Below are 16,854 nucleotides of genomic sequence, written 5' to 3'. Positions count from 1 at the left end.
TGCCCGCCCCGCGCGAGGGCTCACCGCTGGCGCGTCTGCCCGGGATGGAGGCCGTCCCCGAGCGCACCGACCCCGGCCTGGCCGAGGAGCTGCTGGGCCCGCAGCGGGCCCTCGGGGCCCGGGGCCGCGGCCCCCGGGACGGGGTGCGGCGGGCGGGGGCCGCGCGCCGCCCCGCCGCCGTCGGCGCCCTCCGGGAGGCGGCGGCCTTCCCCCGGCCGCTGCGGTTCGCCGTCATCGCTGCCGGCGCCCTGGCGGCCGACGCGCGCGTGACCTGCATCGCACTCATGGTGGGGTGCGCGATCGCGGTGACCGCCGCCCTGGCGGACCCCCGGCCGGGGAGGGGGTCGAGCGGCTAGCGTGGACGGGTTCCCCCCGGGCCGCCGGTCGACACGCGTCGACGTGCGGTTTCTCCGTGATGATGGTCACCTTGCGCGGCTGCTGGGGCGCCTGGCGGGCGGCGCACTGCCGCCGCTGCCGCCCGCGGCCGCCGCCGCCCTGGTGACCGGCGTCCTGCTCGCGGCAGGCCTGGGGGCGGCCACAGGCATTACCCTGTTCGCACCGGTGGCCGCGCTCCTGCTGGCCGGGGCCGCCTCGGCGCATCCGCACGGCGGCCGCCACGACCCCCTCGCCGTCCCCCTCCTGCGCGGGGCCGAGTACCTGTACCTGCTCGCGCTGGGCACGGGCGGCGGCGTACCGGGCCCCCTGGTGTTCGTACTCTTGGTCGTGGTGGCCCTGCACCACTGCGGTACCGTCTGCCGGGCACGCCAAGGGGCCGGTCCACCGGACCGGGCCGCTCGGGCGGCGCTCGGATGGGACGGCCGCATGCTGCTCGCCGCCGCGGGAGGCGCCCTGGGCTGGCTGCCGTTCGCCTTCGGCGCGCTCACCGGCTACCTGGCCGTGCTGCTCGCCTACGGGGCGGTGGCGGGCTGGGCCCGCACACCGGTGGCCGACCTGGCGGACACCGGCGACGAACCGGGAGGCGCAGGCGCCCCCACGACATAAGGAGGAACGCGCGTACATGCTCGGTATGGTTCTTGCGGCCGGAGCCGGCCGGAGGCTGCGCCCCTACACCGACACGCTCCCCAAGGCGCTGGTGCCGGTCGACGGCGAGACCACCATCATGGACATCTCGCTGCGCAACCTGGCGGCCTCGGGCCTGACCGACGTCGTGGTCGTCGTCGGCTACCGCTCCGAGGCGGTCGAGGAGCGCAAGGAGGCGCTGGAGCGCCGCCACGGCGTGAAGCTGACGCTCGTGTACAACGACAAGGCCGAGGAGTGGAACAACGCCTACTCCCTGTGGACCGCGCGTGAGTACTTCTCCGAGGGCGTCCTCCTGGTGAACGGCGACACGGTGCACCCCGTGAGTGTGGAAGAGACGCTACTGGCCGCACGCGGGCCGGAGCTCCTCCTGGCGGTGGACAACGTCAAAACCCTGGCCGACGAGGAGATGAAGGTGACCCTGGACGGCTCGGGGCACCTGGAGCGCATCACCAAGAAGATGGACCCGGCCACCGCCGCCGGGGAGTACATCGGCGCCACCCTCGTCGACGGCGCGGTCGCCGGCCGCCTGGCCGACGCCCTCAAGGCCGTCTGGGAGCGCGACCCGGACCTGTACTACGAGGACGGCTTCCAGGAGCTGGTCGCCCGCGGCGGGAAGATCGCCGTCGCCCCGATCGGCAAGGTCGACTGGGTCGAGGTGGACGACCACGACGACCTCGCGCGCGCCCGGGAGATCGCATGCCGCTACTAGCCCGGATGCTGCCGTCCCCGCTCACCATCGACGTGCGCCGGGGCGCCATCGCCTCCCTCGGGTCGGTCCTGTCCGACCGCCGCATCGCCACCTCGGGCCGCATCGCCGTCGCGGTCGGCCCGGGGCAGGGCGGCCAGATCGCCGCCGACCTCGACATGCCCGACTGCGAGGTGGTCCAGGTCGACGGCGGCAGCGTGGACGCCGCCACCGAGCTGGGCAAGAAGCTGCGGGCGGGCGCCTACGAGGCGGTCGCCGGGATCGGTGGCGGCAAGACCATCGACGTGACCAAGTACGCCGCCTCCATGGCCGGCGTGCCGATGGTCGCCGTGGCCACCAACCTCGCGCACGACGGCATCTGCTCGCCCACCGCGTCCCTGGAGCACGAGAGCGGCAAGGGCACCTACGGGGTGTCCATGCCCATCGCGGTGGTCATCGACGTGGACTACGTGCGCGCCGCGCCGCAGCGGCTGGTCCGCTCCGGGGTGGGGGACGTCGTCTCCAACCTGTCGGCGATCGCCGACTGGGAGCTGGCCGGGCGCGAGCAGGGCGAGCCGGTGGACGGCATGGCCGTCACCTTCGCCCGGGTCGCCGCCGAGGCGGTGCTCTACCGCACCGACTCGGTCGAGTCCGACGAGTTCCTCACCGTGCTCGCCGAGGCGCTGGTGCTGTCCGGGATGGCGATGTCGGTGGCCGGGTCGAGCCGCCCGGCCAGCGGCGGGTGCCACGAGATCCTGCACGCCGTCACCCACCTGTACCCCGGGGTGAGCAACCACGGCGAGCTGGCCGGGATCGGCGCCCTGTTCGCCTACTTCCTGCGCACCCGGCACCTGGGCGAGGACGACCGGCGCATGCGGGACATCCGCGCCTGCCTGCTCCGCCACGAGCTGCCCCTGACCCCCGGGGACGTCGGCCTGGACGAGGAGATGTTCACCCGGGCCGTGGCGCACGCCCCCGCCACCCGGCCGGGGCGCTACACGGTGCTGGAGCACCTGGACCTGTCCGAGGACGAGATTCGGCGGAGCGTCGGTGAGTATGTCCAAACCGTCGGTCGCTGAGGTCCGCGCCGGGGGCCAGCCCGAGGGCGTCAAGGAGCGCGTCAACGAGGAGCACTGGGCCGGTCGCCTGTACATGCGCGACCTGTCCCCCTACCTCAGCACCGTGTTCGTGCGGCTGGGCGTGCCGCCGAACCCCATCACCTACCTGATGATGGCCTTCGGTGTGCTGGCCGGCGCCGTCGTGGCCTTCGGCGGCCTGTGGTCGGCGCTGCTGGCCTTCGCCATGGTGCAGGTCTACCTGCTGCTGGACTGCGTCGACGGCGAGGTCGCGCGCTACACCGGCCGCACCAGCACCGCCGGGATCTACCTGGACCGCATCGGCCACTACGTCTCCGAGATCGCCCTGCTCATCGGGCTGGGCGTGCGCGCGCAGGGCGCGTTCGAGCCCGGCGGCTGGGTGGTGGCCGGGATGGCCGGGGCGATCGGCGTGGCGCTGATCAAGGCCGAGACCGACAACGTGGTGGTGGCCCGGGCCAAGGCCGGGCTGCCCGAGCAGGTCTCCCAGGAGGCCATGCGCCCCCGCTCCTCCGGGCTGAGCCTGGCCCGCAAGGCGGCCTCGGCTCTGCGGTTCCACCGCGTGATCCAGGCGGTGGAGCTGTCGATCCTGCTGGTGGGCGTCGCGGTGGTGGACGCGGTCCGCGGCGACCTGGCCGCCACCCGCGTCCTGATGGCGGTGTGCGTGGCGGTGGCCGCCCTGCAGACCGTGCTGCACCTGGTCAGCGTGCTGGCCTCGCGGCGGCTGGAGTAGCCGCCGCAGCGGCGGCCCGCGGGCGGCGCCCCGACACGCCGGGCGCCGCCCTTCCCGCCGTGGCGGGAAAGGAAACCGTCCCTTATCTTTTCGTTAGCGGGTTCGCGGGAGTGTAAGGTCCCGTCCACCCGTCGTCCACGCCTACGAACGGTTGCCATGAACCGACCCGTGTCCGAGGAAGCGTCCCGGGAGGCCGTCCAGCAGGAGGCCTCCGCGCCAGCGCCCGCCGGAGGTGCCGAGCGCTTGAAGATCTCGTGCGTCGTGCTGACCATGGGCAACCGCCCGGCCGAGCTGCGCCGCGCGGTCAACAGCGTGCTGGAGCAGCGCGGCGCCGACGTCGACGTCGTGGTCGTGGGCAACGGCTCCGACCTCCCGGAGCTGCCCGAGGGCGTGGCGACCCTGCGCCTGGAGGAGAACCTGGGCATCCCCGAGGGGCGCAACCAGGGGGTGGCCGCCACCGACGGCGACATCCTGCTCTTCCTCGACGACGACGGCTGGTACCGCTCGCCGGACCTGTGCCGCCGCATCGCCGACCGGTTCGCCGCCGACCCGGGCCTGGGGGCGCTGTCGTTCCGCATCGCCGACCCGGACGGCGGGCCCGACCAGCGCCGCCACGTGCCGCGGCTGCGCGCGGGGGACCCGCGCCGCTCCAGCCGGGTGACCACCTTCCTGGGCGGCGCCTGCGCCATCCGCCGCGAGGCCTTCGCGGCCGGAGGGGGGCTGCCCGGCGGGTTCTTCTACGCCCACGAGGAGACCGACCTGGCCTGGCGCATCCTGGACGCCGGGTTCCACATCGAGTACGACGCCGAGGCGGTCATGTACCACCCGGCGACGGCGCCCACCCGGCACGCCGACTTCTACCGGCTCAACGCACGCAACCGGGTCTGGCTGGCCCGGCGCAACCTGCCGTGGCCGCTGGCCGGGGTCTACCTGGCGAACTGGGTGGGCATGACGGTGCTGCGGGAGCGCTCGGGGACGGCCCTGCGCGCCTGGTTCCAGGGCTTCAGGGAGGGGTGGCGCACCGAGGCCGGGCCGCGCACCCCCATCTCCTGGCGGACGGCCTGGCGGATGACCCGCGACGGCCGCCCGCCCGTCATCTGATCCCGGCCCGGAGCCGGTTCGGAGCCCGGTTCAGAGCCCGGCTCAGAGCTCGGTCCAGACCTCGCCGTACTCCAGGCGGGGCAGGCGGGGGAAGGCGTGCGGCCCGGCGGGCTCGCCGATGTTGACCGCCATGAAGCTGCGCAGCGCGGTGCCGGAGAAGAACTCGGCGTCCACCCCCGCGTGGTCGAACCCGTTCATCGGGCCGGCGGCCAGCCCGGCCGCGCGCACGCCGAGGAGGAAGTAGCCGGCCTGCAGGTGCGCGTTGAGCGCCGCCGCCCCGGGCCGGGCCCCGGGGTCGGCGAAGGCGCCGCGCACCATCTCGGCGCGGTCGGGGAAGAAGGTCTCGGCCTTCTCGTGGAAGTCGGTGTCGTAGGCGAGCACGGCGGTGAGCGGCGCGGACCCGGTCTTGGCGCGGTTGCCCTCGCCCAGCAGGGGGATCAGGCGGGCGCGGCTCTCGGCGGAGCGGAGCAGCAGGATGCGCAGGGGCTGGACGTTCATCGCGGTCGGCCCGTACTTGACCAGGTCGTGCACGGCGCGCAGCTTCTCCTCCGGGACGGGCCCGGGGCCGAAGGCGTTGGCCGAGCGGGCCTCGCGGAAGAGCAGGTCCTGGGCGTCCTTGGGCAGGGCCAGCGGGTCGGCGCTCGCGGTCATGGGTTCTCCTCTCGTGCCGGGTCCGCGCGCGGGTTCAATGCGTTTGCATGGGTCACGCGGACACGACGGGGGCAACCCGGCCCCGAGGGAGGCTATTCCGGCACGGCCGCCGGTGTGGCGGTGCTCACGCGGGCGCCGGTGCGCGGTGCGTTAACGCCCGCAGCCCCGGCTCGGCGCGGGCCCACTCCTCCAGCTGGCGCACGAACGCCTTGGCCTGCACGGGCCAGTGGTAGTGCTCCCGGGCGATCTCGTGGCCGGTGCGGGCGAAGCGGGAGCGCAGCCCCGGGTCGCCGCGCAGCAGCAGCGCCGCCTCGGCGGCGGCCCGCGGGTCGCCGTGCGGGACCACGATCCCGCAGGCCCCCTCCGGGCGGCCGGTCACCAGCGCCTCGGCCGCCGGGGTCGGGGTGGTGATCACCGGCAGCCCGTGCGCCATGTACTCGACCACCTTGGTGGGCAGCGAGTGCCGGTAGTTGGGCGTGTCGTGCAGCAGGCTCACCCCGGCCATCGCCCCGCTGACCATGCGCAGGGCCCGGTCGTTGGGAACGAACCCGAACCAGCGCACCGCCCCCTCCTGCTGGGCGGCGCGCAGCATCGGCCGCACCGACGGATCGGCGGCGCCGATCACGTCCACCCGCACCCCGTGCGGGCGCAGCAGCCGCCCGGCCTCCACGAGCTCGTGGGCGCCCCGGGCGGTGGACAGGTGGCCCAGGTAGACGATGCGGTCGTGGCCGGGCTGGCGGGCCGGGCGCTCGGGGACGAAGGTGGTGTTGGGCACCACCGGGTGGGGTCCGGCGAACCGGCCTCGGTAGCCCTCCTCGGCCAGCAGCAGGTGCATGCGGCCCTCGGCGCGCCGCTCGAACGAGCGCACCACGGGGGCCAGCGGGCGGCGCAGCGGCCGGGGCATCCACGGCTTGGTGAGCAGCGCGGCGGCCGCGTCCTCGTGCACGTCCCACACGGTGGCCGGGCGCCGCCGGGGCAGCGCCAGCATCAGCTCGGGGTCGTGGAAGAGCAGGACGTCGGCCCTGGGGGCGTGCTCGGCGAGCGCGGCCCGGGCGGCCCGCAGTGCCCGCACGCGGCGCCGTCCCGCCGCGCGCGGCAGGTCCACGGCCTCCAGCTCGGGCCAGGGGGTCACCCCGCGCTCGCGGAAGGGAGCGGCGTAGGTGACCGTGTGGCCGGCGTCCAGCAGCGCGCGGATCTGCCGGTGCAGGATGCGCGCGTCCTCCGGGTGGTGGACCACGGTGGCCACGAGTGCGTGCATGAGCGCCTCCGCCTGATGCTCCTGTCCCGGGCCGGAGGGGAGAACCCGCCCGGGCGGGCGGCCGACCTGGGCCCAACCTAGGCGGGGGCGGGAAACGGAGGGTGAATGGCGCGGTTACGCACAGGGGTGGGGGTGATGAAAATGCGGGGCCCGGCTCGCGAGGAGCCGGGCCCCGGGGGCCTACGGGTGGGGGCCGGGCGTCAGAGCACCTGCACGCCCTCGCGCTCGATGGGGGCGGTGGTGCGGCCCTGCTCGGGCACGTCCGGCCCCAGGCGGCGCAGCACGCCGCGGGTGTCCAGCAGCAGCCGGGCGTGCTCGGTCAGCAGCTTGGGCCGGTAGTCGGGGTGGTCGGTGAGCAGCACCGTCAGGTCGGCCTCGCGCAGCGCCTCCTCCAGGTCCAGCGCGCGCGGGACGTCCCGCCCGCCCACGCTCCACTCCTCGACGTAGGGGTCGTGGTAGGTGAGCGTCGCGCCCTTCTCGGCCAGCTTGCGCGCCACCGGCCGGGCGGGCGACTCGCGCTGGTCGGCGATCCCGGCCTTGTAGGTGACGCCGAGCAGCAGCACCCGCGAGCGGGACAGCGCCAGCCCGGCGTCGTTGAGCAGCTCCTGGGAGCGCTGCAGTACGTACCCCGGCATCCGGCTGTTGATCTCCTGGGCCAGCTCCACGAACCGGAACGGGTAGCCCAGGGTCTTGACCTTGTACGACAGGTAGTTGGGGTCGATCGGGATGCAGTGCCCGCCGACCCCGGGGCCGGGGTAGAACGCCTGGAACCCGAACGGCTTGGTGGCCGCGCAGGCGATGGAGTCCCACAGGTCCACGCCCAGCTCCTGGCAGAACACCGCCATCTCGTTGACCAGCGCGATGTTGACGTGCCGGTAGGTGTTCTCCAGCAGCTTGGCCATCTCCGCCTCGCGGGTGCCGCGGGCGCGCACCACCTCCGAGACGAACCGGCCGTAGAACCGGGCGGCCAGCTCGCCGCAGCGCTCGGTCATCCCGCCGACGACCTTGGGGGTGTTGGCCACCCCGAAGGCGGGGTTGCCCGGGTCGATGCGCTCGGGCGAGAACGCCAGGTGGAAGTCGGCCCCGGCGACCAGCCCGGACTCCTCCAGCAGCGGGCGCAGCACCTCCTCGGTGGTGCCCGGGTAGGTGGTGGACTCCAGCACCACCAGGGTGCCCGGGCGCAGGCGCTCGGCGATCATCCGCCCGGCCGCCGAGACGGCGCCCAGGTCGGGGCCGCCCTCCTCGGAGAGCGGGGTGGGCACGCAGACGACGATGGTCGAGGCGCGGCCCAGCACCTCGGGGTCGGCCGTGGCGGTGAACCCGCCGTCCAGCATCTCGGCCACGTCGCCGGGGGACAGGTCGTCCACGTGCGAGGCGCCGGAGTTCAGGCCCTCGACGACCGCGGGGCTGACGTCCAGGCCGGTGACCGCCATGCCGGCGCGGACGGCCTCCTGGGCCAGCGGGAGGCCGACGTATCCGAGTCCGATGACGACCAGGTCCGTGGTCGGGGTAGCGGCGTCCACAGGGCCCCTCACCTTCTTGGAAGCGGTGCTCGAAAGCAGCGGTGGAAAACGATGTGTCGGGGAACGGTGCTCGCTTCGGCTAGACGCCCGAGCGTAGTTCTCCGATGACGGCGCACGGCCGCATCGGCCAGCTCCGGACATCTCGGCGAAGAGTGCATATTCGGCCCCCAGGGGTGGGATATGCGTGCCGTTCCGGCGGTGTCGCCGCAGGGCCGCGGCGGACGTCCGCCCAGGTCCCACGGGCGCCACCGGTGCCCGATTTCCGACTGTACGGCGGTTTTCGCTGGTGGGATCACCGGAATTCCGAACCGCCCGGAGGAATTAACTCCGGCGTCACTTCGGGTTCCTTCCGTGCCCACCGGTCACACCCTGCTCGGCCCCGAGAAACCGGTGAAAACCGCGTAGGCGTCCGAATACCGTTCGGCCGCGGCGGCCCATGTCCGGTCCCGGCCGACCGCCGCGTGGGCCCTTGCGCCCAGCCGCGCGCGCTCCGCCGGGTCCTCGGCCAGCGCCCCCAGGGCGTCGGCCAGCGCGCCATGGTCCCCCGGCGGCACCAGCGCCCCGGCGCCCCCCGGCTCCACCAGCTCGCGCAGCGCGGGCAGGTCGGAGGCCACCACGGGCAGCCCCCCGGCCATCGCCTCCACCGGCTTGAGCGGCGTCACCAGGCGGCACACCCGCTCGTCCCGGCGCGGCACCGCGAACACGTCCAGCGCCGCGTGGTGGGCGCGCACCCGCTCGGCCGGGACCCGGCCGGTGAAGTGCGCCGCCCCCTCCAGGCCCGCCTCGGCCGCCCGGCGGCGCAGCGCGGGCAGCTCGGGCCCGTCGCCGACCACCAGGGCGTGCGCGTCCGTGCCGCGCCCGCGCAGCACCGCCACCGCGTCCAGCAGCGCGTCCAGGCCCTCGTAGCCGTAGCAGCTCGTCGTCGTCCCGGCCACGAACGCCTCCGGCGCGATGCCCAGCGCCTCGCGCACCGGCGCGCCGTCCGGCAGCGGCTCCAGGAAGGACGCGGCCACCGCGTTGGGCACCACCAGGATGCGCTCGTCGGGCACCCCGCGCGCGGCGATGTCGGCGCGCATCGCCTCGCCCAGCGTCACCACCAGGTCCGCGCCGCGCATGCAGGCCGTCTCGTGGGCCCGCTCCGCCTGGTAGAACGCGTCCCCCGTGGAGCGGGAGGGGTCCCGGGACAGCCACGACTCCTCCAGGAAGCCGCGCACCTCGTAGACCACCGGCAGCCCGCGGGCGCGCCCCAGCTCCAGTGCCAGCCGCCCGTTGCGGTGGTTGGAGGCCGCGTGCAGCACGTCCGGCTCCAGCCGGTCGGCGAGCCGCCCGGCCAGGCGCAGACCGGCCCGCAGCTCCGCGCCGTCGTCCGCGGGCGCCGCCCAGGGCATGAGCCGGTGGTAGGGCACCCCGTCCACCACCACCCGCGGCCGCGGGTCGGGCACCCCCGCCGAGACCGGGTACCCGGCCCGGGTCGCCACCTGGGCGTCCAGCCCCGCCTCCCGCTGCGCCACCGCGATCCGGTGCGTCCGCTGCGTGTACCCGGCGTTGGTGTGCGGCAGCGCGTTGGTCACCAGATGCAGCACACACGCCCCGATCTGTGCTGATCGCCCACCGTTCACCGCGCCGTCGCGCAGCGTTCTCCGCCCCCGGGCTACGGTGAGCGAGGGCGGGCGGACCGGCTCCACCACCTGCGGGTCCGGACCGGCGGCCACCGCGCGCCCCGACAGCAGGGCCGAGCGGCGCTCCAGGGTCGCCCGGCGGCGGCCCGGCGGCAGCGCCCCGGCCAGCTCGTCGGCCAGGGCGGTGTCCCGGACGGCCAGTGCCAGTGCGGCCATGCGCGCCGTGCGGCCGGGCGCCGCACCGGAGCACGCGTGCCGCGCGGTGCGCGCGGCGCCCGCCGTGTCGCCGGCGTCGGCCAGCGCGTAGGCGCGGACCAGCGGGCCGCCGCGGGCGGCGGCACCGCGCACCGCCCGGCGGAGCGGGGAGGGGAGGACGCGCAGCGCCAGCAGCGGGGCCCGTGCGGGCTCGCTGCGCAGGTGGCGCCAGGCCAGGGTGGCGGCGTAGGACGCCGCTCTGATGATGGGCAACACGATCGGTAGGCAACCACGCGGCGGTGTCCCCGCGGTGACGCCCGGGCGTCCCGCGCGCGTCGCCGGAGGAAAACACGCCGGTCCCGAGCGGACCGGGGCGAGGAACGAGGGAAGAGGTCGATGGCATTCCTGCACATCGTGGGAGCGCGCCCGAACTTCGTGAAGGCGGCGCCGGTGGTGGCCGCCCTTGACCGGCGCGGCGCCGCCCAGCAGGTGCTGCACACCGGCCAGCACTACGACGAGCGCATGTCCGCGGTGTTCTTCCGCGACCTGGGGCTGCCCCGCCCCGACGCCGACCTGGGGGTGGGCTCGGGCTCGCACGCCCAGCAGACCGCCGCGCTGATGACCGGCCTGGAACGGGAGTTCACCGAGCGTTCACCGGAGACGGTCATCGTCTACGGCGACGTGAACTCCACCGTGGCCGCCGCCCTCACCGCCGCCAAGCTCGGCATCGCCGTGGCGCACGTGGAGGCCGGCCTGCGCTCCTTCGACCGGACCATGCCCGAGGAGGTCAACCGCGTGGTGACCGACCGGCTGTCCGACGTGTGCCTGGCCACCAGCGCCGACGCGGTCGCCCACCTCGCCGACGAGGGCATCGCGGCCGACCGGATCCACCTGGTCGGCAACCCGATGATCGACACCCTGACCGCCAACCTCGACCGGTTCGACGCCGAGGCGCTGCGGGCCCGCCACGGCCTGCCCGCCTCCTACGTCGCCGCCACCCTGCACCGGCCCGCCAACGTGGACGACCCCGAGGCGGTCGCCGCCCTGGTGGCGGCCGTGCACGGGGTCGCCGACCGGATCGACGTGGTCATGCCGGTGCACCCGCGCGGCAGGGCCGCCTTCGACGCCGCCGGGCTCGGCGGCCACCCCCGCGTGCACCTGCTGGAGCCGCTGGGCTACATCGACTTCGTCGCGCTGGTGCGCGGCGCCGCCGCCGTGGTCACCGACTCGGGCGGGGTCCAGGAGGAGACGACTATCCTCGGGGTGCCGTGCCTGACGCTGCGCCCCAACACCGAGAGGCCGGTCACCATCACCCACGGCACCAACCGCCTGGTGTCCCGGGAGGAGCTCGCCGAGCTGCCCGCCCTGGTCGCCAAGGCCGCCTCCGGCGAGCCGGTCAACGGAGCCCCCGCCGGGGCCGTCCCGCCGCTGTGGGACGGCGCCGCCGGGGAGCGCATCGCCGACGTGCTGTCCCCCGCACAAGGTAGGAAGAACCCGTGAAACGGCGAGAACAGTCCCAGACCGAGCAGCTGCGCCGGGCCCTCGGCGAGAGGGAGGCCCAGCTCCAGGAGGCGCAGGCGCGCCTGGCCGCCCTGGAGGCCTCCACCTCGCTGCAGGTGGGCCGGGCGCTGACGTCGGCGGCCAAGCGCCCCGGGCGGGGCCTGGTGCGCCTGCCGCGCGACCTGTTCCGGCTGTGGCGCCGCAGCGGGCGCACCACCCAGGCCACGGGGCGGCGCAAGCCCGACCCGGTGCGCTCGTACGAGACCGAGCGCGAGGAGGCGCGGCTGCTCAGCGGCGCGCCCGGGGTGCCCGACGGCCGCCTGTCGGTGGCCGGGGTGCTCTCGCCCGAGGCCGCCGAGGCGCTGCGGCCCCACGTGCGGGTGGTGCCGCTGCTGCCGCACGACGCCCAGGCGGTCTTCGAGTCGGTCGACGTGGACGCGGTCCTGGTGACCGCCTCGGCGGCGGCGCCCGGCGCCTCCGGGCCCTGGGCGCACACCGGCGACCCGGCCGCCGCCGACCGCACCCGCGCCCTGGCCTGGGTGCTGGAGGCCGCCGCCGCGCGCGGCGTGCCCACCGTGCTGCTGGACGACGCGCCCGCGCCGCCCGCGCTGGCCCGCCTCGGCTTCGACCTGGTGCACGAGGGCGGCACCGGGGTGCCGCTGCACCGCTTCAACCCGATCGCCGCCGACCCCGAGCGCTCCGCCGAGCCGGTGCGCCTGGCCGCGTCCCGGCCCTCCGGGGCGGCCGCCCGGCGGCTGCTGGGCGCCCTGGGCGACGACGGCCCGAGCACGGCCGAGGTGTCCTGGGAGGACCTGCCCGACCTGCTGCGGTCCCGCTCCTCGGTGGTGGTGGAGGACGCCTCCGCCGCCGACCGGGCGCTGGCCTGCGGCGCCCGCGCCCTGCTCGTGGGGCGCGGCGGGGACGGGCAGGACCGGGCGGCCGCGGTGCCGCCCGGGGCCGCCGACCCCGCGGCCGTGCTGGAGGAGCTGGAGCGCGTCCGGCGGGCCGGGCCGCTCTCCCCCGAGGAGGTGCGGGCGGTGCTGCGCTCGGTGTTCCTCACCGACGCCGTCCCGGTGCGCCTGGCCGAGGTCTTCGGGCGGGTGGACTTCGCCCCCGGGTCGGCCGGCGCCTCGGCGGTGCTGGCCGGGCGCCGCGCCGCCGTGCTGGCCGCGCCCGCCGACGACACCGAGGCACTGGCCCTCGCCGACGACCTGCTCGGCCAGGACCTGGCCCCGGCCGAGGTGGTGGTGCCCGCCGAGTCGGCCCACCTGGCCGGGGTGGAGCGGCTGCGCTCCTTCGGCGTGCCCGTGCGCACCGCCTCCGGGGTGCCCTCCGGCGGCCCCGGCCACCTGCGCTGGGCGGCGCTGGCCCGGGCGGCCTCGGCCCCGTGGTCGGTGCTGTGGCGCGAGCCGCGCGGCCCGGGCCTCCTGGCCGACCTGCTGTGCGCCGCCGAGTGCTCGGGCGCCGACGCGGTGGGCGCGGCGACCGTCCCCGGCGGCGGCGACGGCGCCTGGGAGGCGGCCACCGCCGACCAGGACTACGTGTTCGTCGGCGGGATCCGGCCCGACCTGGCCCGCACCGAGCTGGCCGGGCGCGGCATCGACCCGGGCCTGTGGAACCGGCACGGCGCCCGCCTGCTGGCGCTCGGCACCGGTGCAATCGGAGCATCCGCGGCGGCGGGCCCGCCGCCGCGGGCGTGAAAGGGAAGACGTGGACAATCGGCAAGGCCCCCCGGAAGCGGGGCGCGGGCTGCGGGCCCTGGTGTACGGCGACGTCGACATGAACATCATGGACGGCTCCGCGGTGTGGGCGCAGTCCATGGTGCAGGCGCTGGCCGCCGCGGGGTGCGCGCCCACGCTGCTCCTCAAGGCCGAGGTCTCCACCGACCGGCTGACGGCGCCGCTGGAGCGCGACCCGGCGGTGGCCCTGCGCCGCCCCTACGAGGAGGGGCTGCTGGAGGGTCTGGGCCCGCGCGGGCTCACCCCCGAGCAGGCGGTGGAGCTGCTGGAGCGGCTGGACGCCGAGCACGCCTACGACCTGGTGGTGGTGCGCGGGCGGCGGCTCGCGGTGCTCGCCGCGCAGAGCGAGCGCCTGAGCGGGCGGCTGTGGACCTACCTGACCGACGTTCCGCAGAGCGTGCCCGAGCTGACCGCCGGCGCGGTCTCCGAGCTCACCGACATCGCGGTGGCCTCCCGCTTCGTGCTGTGCCAGACCGAGGAGCTGCGGAGCTTCCTGGAGAGCGCGGTGCCCGCCGCCTGCGGCAAGAGCGTGCTCTTCCCGCCGGTGGTGGTGCTGGAGGAGGGGGCGCCCCAGGCGGCCCCGCCCGCCGCCGTCGACGGTCCGCTGCGCCTGGTCTACACCGGCAAGTTCGCGCCCCGGTGGAACACCCTGGAGATGACCGGGCTGCCCGGGGCCCTGAAGGACCGCGGCGTCGCCGCCGAGCTGCACATGGTCGGCGACAAGGTGCACCGGGACTCCCCGGAGTGGGCCAAGAGGATGGGCAAGGCCCTGGAGGGCGGCGAGGGCCTGGTCGCGCACGGCGGCGTGCCGCGCGCCGAGGCCCTGCGCCTGGCCGCCGGGTGCCACGTCGGGCTGTCCTGGCGCGACGAGGAGATGGACGCCAGCCTGGAGCTGTCCACCAAGGTGCTGGAGATGGGGGCGCTCGGGCTGCCGGTGGTGCTCAACCGCACCCCCATGCACGAGGCGCTGCTCGGCGAGGACTACCCCCTGTTCACCGAGCCGGGGGCCGACACCGACGAGGTGGCCGACCTGCTGGCGCTCGCCGCCGACCCGGCGCCGCGCGCCGAGGCCGCCGAGCGGTGCCGGGCCGCGGCCGCCCGCTTCACCCTGGAGCGCGCCGCCGAGCGGCTCGGCGCCTACCTGGACGCGGCCTGCCCGAGCGGGCCCGAGGGCACCGACCCGCGCCGCCCGCTCAAGGTGGTCATCGCCGGGCACGACCTGAAGTTCTTCACCCGGCTGGCCGAGCACCTGACCTCGCTGCCCGGGCTGGACGTGCGCCTGGACGAGTGGGAGTCGCTGCGCGCCCACGACCAGTACCGCAGCAAGGAGCTGGCCTCCTGGGCGGACGTGGTGATCTGCGAGTGGTGCGGCCCCAACGCGCTGTTCTACGCCGAGCACAAGCGGCCGGGGCAGCGGCTGCTGGTGCGGCTGCACCGGTTCGAGCTGTACGCCGAGTGGCCGCGCAAGCTCGACATCGAGAAGGTGGACGCGGTCATCTGCGTCAGCCCCTACTACGCCCAGCTCACCCGGGAGCTGGCCGGGTGGCCGACCGACAAGGTCGTGGTGCTGCCCAACTGGGTGGACACCGAGCAGCTGGACCGGCCCAAGCTGCCGGGGGCCGAGTACACCCTGGGCATGATCGGCATCGCGCCGTCCCGCAAGCGGATCGACCGGGGCCTGGAGGTGCTGCGCGAGCTGCGCCGCCGGGACCGCCGGTTCACCCTGGCGGTCAAGTCCAAGCAGCCCTGGGACTACTGGTGGATCTGGAACCGGCCCGAGGAGCGCGAGTACTACGAGCGCGCCTACCGGGAGCTGCGCCGCGACCCGCTGCTGGCCGGCGGGGTGGTGTTCGACCCGTTCGGCCCGGACGTGGCCGCCTGGCTGCGGCGGATCGGCTTCACGCTGTCCACCAGCGACGACGAGAGCTTCCACCTGGCGCCGGCCGAGTGCGCCGCGTCGGGGGGCGTCCCGGCGGTGCTGACCTGGCCGGGGGCCGACACCATCTACTCGCACCGGTGGCTGCACGAGGACCCGGCGGCGATGGCCGAGGCGATCCACGCGACGGTGGCCGAGGGGCGCTTCGACGCGGCGCGGCGCGCGGCCCAGGCCGAGATCCGGGACAACTACGCGCTGGGCAAGGTGTGCCGGATGTGGACCGACCTGATCGTCGAGGGCACGGTCCCCGAGCCGGTCGACCTGCCCAAGGCGGTTCCGGCCTAGGACCGGGGCGCGCACACGGACGGCGACGGGCCCGCACCCCCGAGGGGGTGCGGGCCCGTTCCGTTCCGCCGCCGGCCCGGCCGACGGGGTCAGCCGCAGGCGACCTTGGCGTCGGAGGCGCTCTTGGAGTCGATGCCGGAGCCGCCCCCGCCACCGCTGCCGCCGCCCCCGCCGGAGGAGGCCTTGAAGCCGTCCCAGTCCTGGGAGACGACCACCTGCAGGGTGTCGGCCAGGGCCGCGTTCTCCTCGGTGGTGCCGTTGGTGAAGGTCTTGGCGACCGCCTTGGCGGCGGCCTCCTGGCCCGGCCCGTAGTAGACCGTCGTCTCCGGCGGGACCTGCCCGGTCGGGTTGCCGGTGCCCGCGGGCTGGAAGCCGCGGGTGGTCAGGCCGGTCGAGACCTCGTCGGCCAGGCCGGGGATGGAGGTGCCGTTGAGCACCTCGACCGACACCTGGGACGGGTCGACCTTCTCCTCCTCGCCGCCTCCGCCGCCGCCGGATCCGCCGCCCTCGTCCTTGGACCCGCCGCCGATCTCGTCGCTGGCGACCTGCTGCCACAGCTCCGAGGCCTTCGGCTCGGACCAGGCCACCCGGTTCGGGTCGGCCGGGTGCGGGCCGTTGGGCACCGTGATGAACTCGATGTCGTCCAGGTCCACCTCGCGCATGGCCACGGCGATGTCGCCCATGGTGGACACCGTCAGGCCGTCGTCGGTGGTCAGCGAGTCGGCGACCGAGCCGAGGAAGGAGTTGAGCGTGGTGGGGCTGGACAGCACGTCCCCGCTCATCACCGTCTTGAGCATGGCGCCCATGAAGTCCTGCTGGCGGCTGATGCGCGACAGGTCGCTGCCGTCGCCCTGGCCCTTGCGGGAGCGCACATAGCCCAGGGCCTCCTCGCCGTCCAGCTTCTGCTCACCGGCCTGGAGGTCCAGGTGGCCGGCGTTCTTGTCCTGGATCGGCTCGGGGATGCACATGGTGACCCCGCCCAGGGCGTCGACCATCTCCTTGAACCCGGTGAAGTCGACGCTGACGAAGTGGTCGATGTGCACGTCGGTGAGCGACTCGACGGTCTTCCACAGGCACTCGACCCCGCCGTTGTTCATCGCCTCGCCGATCATGGCGGTGTGCGCCTGCTGGCCGGGCTTGTCGCCCTTGGGCTCGCAGGCGGGCTGGTCGACGATGGAGTCCCGGGGGATGTTGACGACGGTGGCGGCCTTCTTCTCGGGGGAGATGTGCGCGATCGCCAGGGTGTCCGGGCGCTCGCCCTCGGCGTCGCCGTAGGCGGCGTTGTCACCGCTGCGCACGTCGGAGCCGATGATCATGATGTTCATGACCCCGTCGACCCGGGAGGGGCGGTCGCCCCACTCGTCGAAGTCGATCTCCTCCTGGTTGATCTTGTTGTAGATGTTGAAGTAGACCCCGTACCCGGTCAGCAGGCTGACGATGACCAGGCCGGTGGAGACCATTGCGATGATCCGCGCGGGCGACACCGCCCGCCGG

General features: G+C 75.3%; 13 protein-coding genes and 1 pseudogene. 9 read left to right on the top strand and 5 right to left on the bottom strand.

All coding sequences use genetic code 11. The features are described 5' to 3' along the window. From O4J56_RS17600 to O4J56_RS17575, 6 genes and pseudogenes are all read left to right on the top strand, one after another. A pseudogene (locus O4J56_RS17600) lies at nt 1-356 on the top strand (hypothetical protein); the annotation flags it as partial. 43 nt (nt 357-399) lie between these two features. After that, nucleotides 400-1,002, top strand: coding sequence for a DUF5941 domain-containing protein (locus O4J56_RS17595; protein ID WP_270687038.1), 603 nt, complete (start codon nt 400-402; stop codon nt 1,000-1,002). Between the two features lie 16 nt (nt 1,003-1,018). Beyond that, complete coding sequence (locus O4J56_RS17590) at nt 1,019-1,750, top strand: phosphocholine cytidylyltransferase family protein (RefSeq protein WP_270687036.1); 732 nt, start codon at nt 1,019-1,021, stop codon at nt 1,748-1,750. A 5-nt stretch (nt 1,751-1,755) separates the two neighbouring features. Further along, on the top strand, nt 1,756-2,805 hold the full coding sequence (locus tag O4J56_RS17585) for an iron-containing alcohol dehydrogenase family protein (protein ID WP_270687043.1): 1,050 nt from the start codon (nt 1,756-1,758) through the stop codon (nt 2,803-2,805). Beyond that, nucleotides 2,783-3,553 (top strand): CDP-alcohol phosphatidyltransferase family protein, encoded by a 771-nt coding sequence (locus tag O4J56_RS17580; RefSeq protein ID WP_270687034.1) that lies wholly within the window; start codon nt 2,783-2,785, stop codon nt 3,551-3,553. The genes O4J56_RS17585 and O4J56_RS17580 overlap by 23 nt, the downstream gene beginning before the upstream one ends. Before the next feature lie 156 nt (nt 3,554-3,709). Next, a complete protein-coding gene (locus tag O4J56_RS17575; RefSeq protein WP_270687033.1) occupies nt 3,710-4,654 on the top strand; it encodes a glycosyltransferase family 2 protein in 945 nt (314 codons plus the stop codon). Between the two features lie 42 nt (nt 4,655-4,696). On the opposite strand, the gene O4J56_RS17570 is transcribed toward O4J56_RS17575, so the two are convergent. The 4 genes from O4J56_RS17570 to O4J56_RS17555 form a co-directional block, all read right to left on the bottom strand. Further along, a complete protein-coding gene (locus O4J56_RS17570; RefSeq protein WP_270687032.1) occupies nt 4,697-5,305 on the bottom strand; it encodes a malonic semialdehyde reductase in 609 nt (202 codons plus the stop codon). A gap of 124 nt (nt 5,306-5,429) precedes the next feature. Next, nucleotides 5,430-6,563, bottom strand: coding sequence for a glycosyltransferase family 4 protein (locus O4J56_RS17565; protein ID WP_270687030.1), 1,134 nt, complete (start codon nt 6,561-6,563; stop codon nt 5,430-5,432). A gap of 200 nt (nt 6,564-6,763) precedes the next feature. After that, the gene (locus O4J56_RS17560; protein WP_270687028.1) at nt 6,764-8,086 is read right to left on the bottom strand and encodes a nucleotide sugar dehydrogenase; all 1,323 of its coding nucleotides are present in this window, start codon (nt 8,084-8,086) and stop codon (nt 6,764-6,766) included. Nucleotides 8,087-8,448: 362 nt separating this feature from the next. Beyond that, nucleotides 8,449-10,173, bottom strand: a complete 1,725-nt coding sequence (locus tag O4J56_RS17555) for a glycosyltransferase family 4 protein (RefSeq protein WP_270687042.1) — start codon at nt 10,171-10,173, stop codon at nt 8,449-8,451. Between the two features lie 123 nt (nt 10,174-10,296). Here O4J56_RS17555 and wecB point away from each other — a divergent pair, with 123 nt between their 5' ends. The 3 genes from wecB to O4J56_RS17540 all read left to right on the top strand — a co-directional run bounded on the left by wecB (nt 10,297) and on the right by O4J56_RS17540 (nt 15,360). Then, a complete protein-coding gene (gene wecB, locus O4J56_RS17550; RefSeq protein WP_270687027.1) occupies nt 10,297-11,400 on the top strand; it encodes a non-hydrolyzing UDP-N-acetylglucosamine 2-epimerase in 1,104 nt (367 codons plus the stop codon). After that, a complete protein-coding gene (locus tag O4J56_RS17545; protein ID WP_270687025.1) occupies nt 11,397-13,100 on the top strand; it encodes a hypothetical protein in 1,704 nt (567 codons plus the stop codon). The genes wecB and O4J56_RS17545 overlap by 4 nt, the downstream gene beginning before the upstream one ends. Nucleotides 13,101-13,161: 61 nt before the next feature. Further along, nucleotides 13,162-15,360 (top strand): glycosyltransferase, encoded by a 2,199-nt coding sequence (locus tag O4J56_RS17540; protein WP_270687040.1) that lies wholly within the window; start codon nt 13,162-13,164, stop codon nt 15,358-15,360. An 89-nt stretch (nt 15,361-15,449) separates the two neighbouring features. On the opposite strand, the gene O4J56_RS17535 is transcribed toward O4J56_RS17540, so the two are convergent. Beyond that, nucleotides 15,450-16,820 (bottom strand): LCP family protein, encoded by a 1,371-nt coding sequence (locus O4J56_RS17535; RefSeq protein WP_270687024.1) that lies wholly within the window; start codon nt 16,818-16,820, stop codon nt 15,450-15,452. Nucleotides 16,821-16,854: the final 34 nt, after the last annotated feature.

The organism is Nocardiopsis endophytica (assembly GCF_027706725.1).
Lineage (GTDB): Bacteria > Actinomycetota > Actinomycetes > Streptosporangiales > Streptosporangiaceae > Nocardiopsis_A > Nocardiopsis_A endophytica.
Note: the sequence above shows the minus strand (reverse complement) of the source record. Positions and strands in the feature narration are given on the sequence as shown.

Coding starts and splice junctions, on each gene's coding strand:
- O4J56_RS17590 (WP_270687036.1), top strand. CDS start 1,019: ATGCTCGGTATGGTTCTTGCGGCCGGAGCCGGCCGGAGGCTGCGCCCC.
- O4J56_RS17585 (WP_270687043.1), top strand. CDS start 1,756: ATGCTGCCGTCCCCGCTCACCATCGACGTGCGCCGGGGCGCCATCGCC.
- O4J56_RS17580 (WP_270687034.1), top strand. CDS start 2,783: ATGTCCAAACCGTCGGTCGCTGAGGTCCGCGCCGGGGGCCAGCCCGAG.
- O4J56_RS17575 (WP_270687033.1), top strand. CDS start 3,710: ATGAACCGACCCGTGTCCGAGGAAGCGTCCCGGGAGGCCGTCCAGCAG.
- O4J56_RS17570 (WP_270687032.1), bottom strand. CDS start 5,305: ATGACCGCGAGCGCCGACCCGCTGGCCCTGCCCAAGGACGCCCAGGAC.
- O4J56_RS17565 (WP_270687030.1), bottom strand. CDS start 6,563: ATGCACGCACTCGTGGCCACCGTGGTCCACCACCCGGAGGACGCGCGC.
- wecB (WP_270687027.1), top strand. CDS start 10,297: ATGGCATTCCTGCACATCGTGGGAGCGCGCCCGAACTTCGTGAAGGCG.
- O4J56_RS17535 (WP_270687024.1), bottom strand. CDS start 16,820: ATGGTCTCCACCGGCCTGGTCATCGTCAGCCTGCTGACCGGGTACGGG.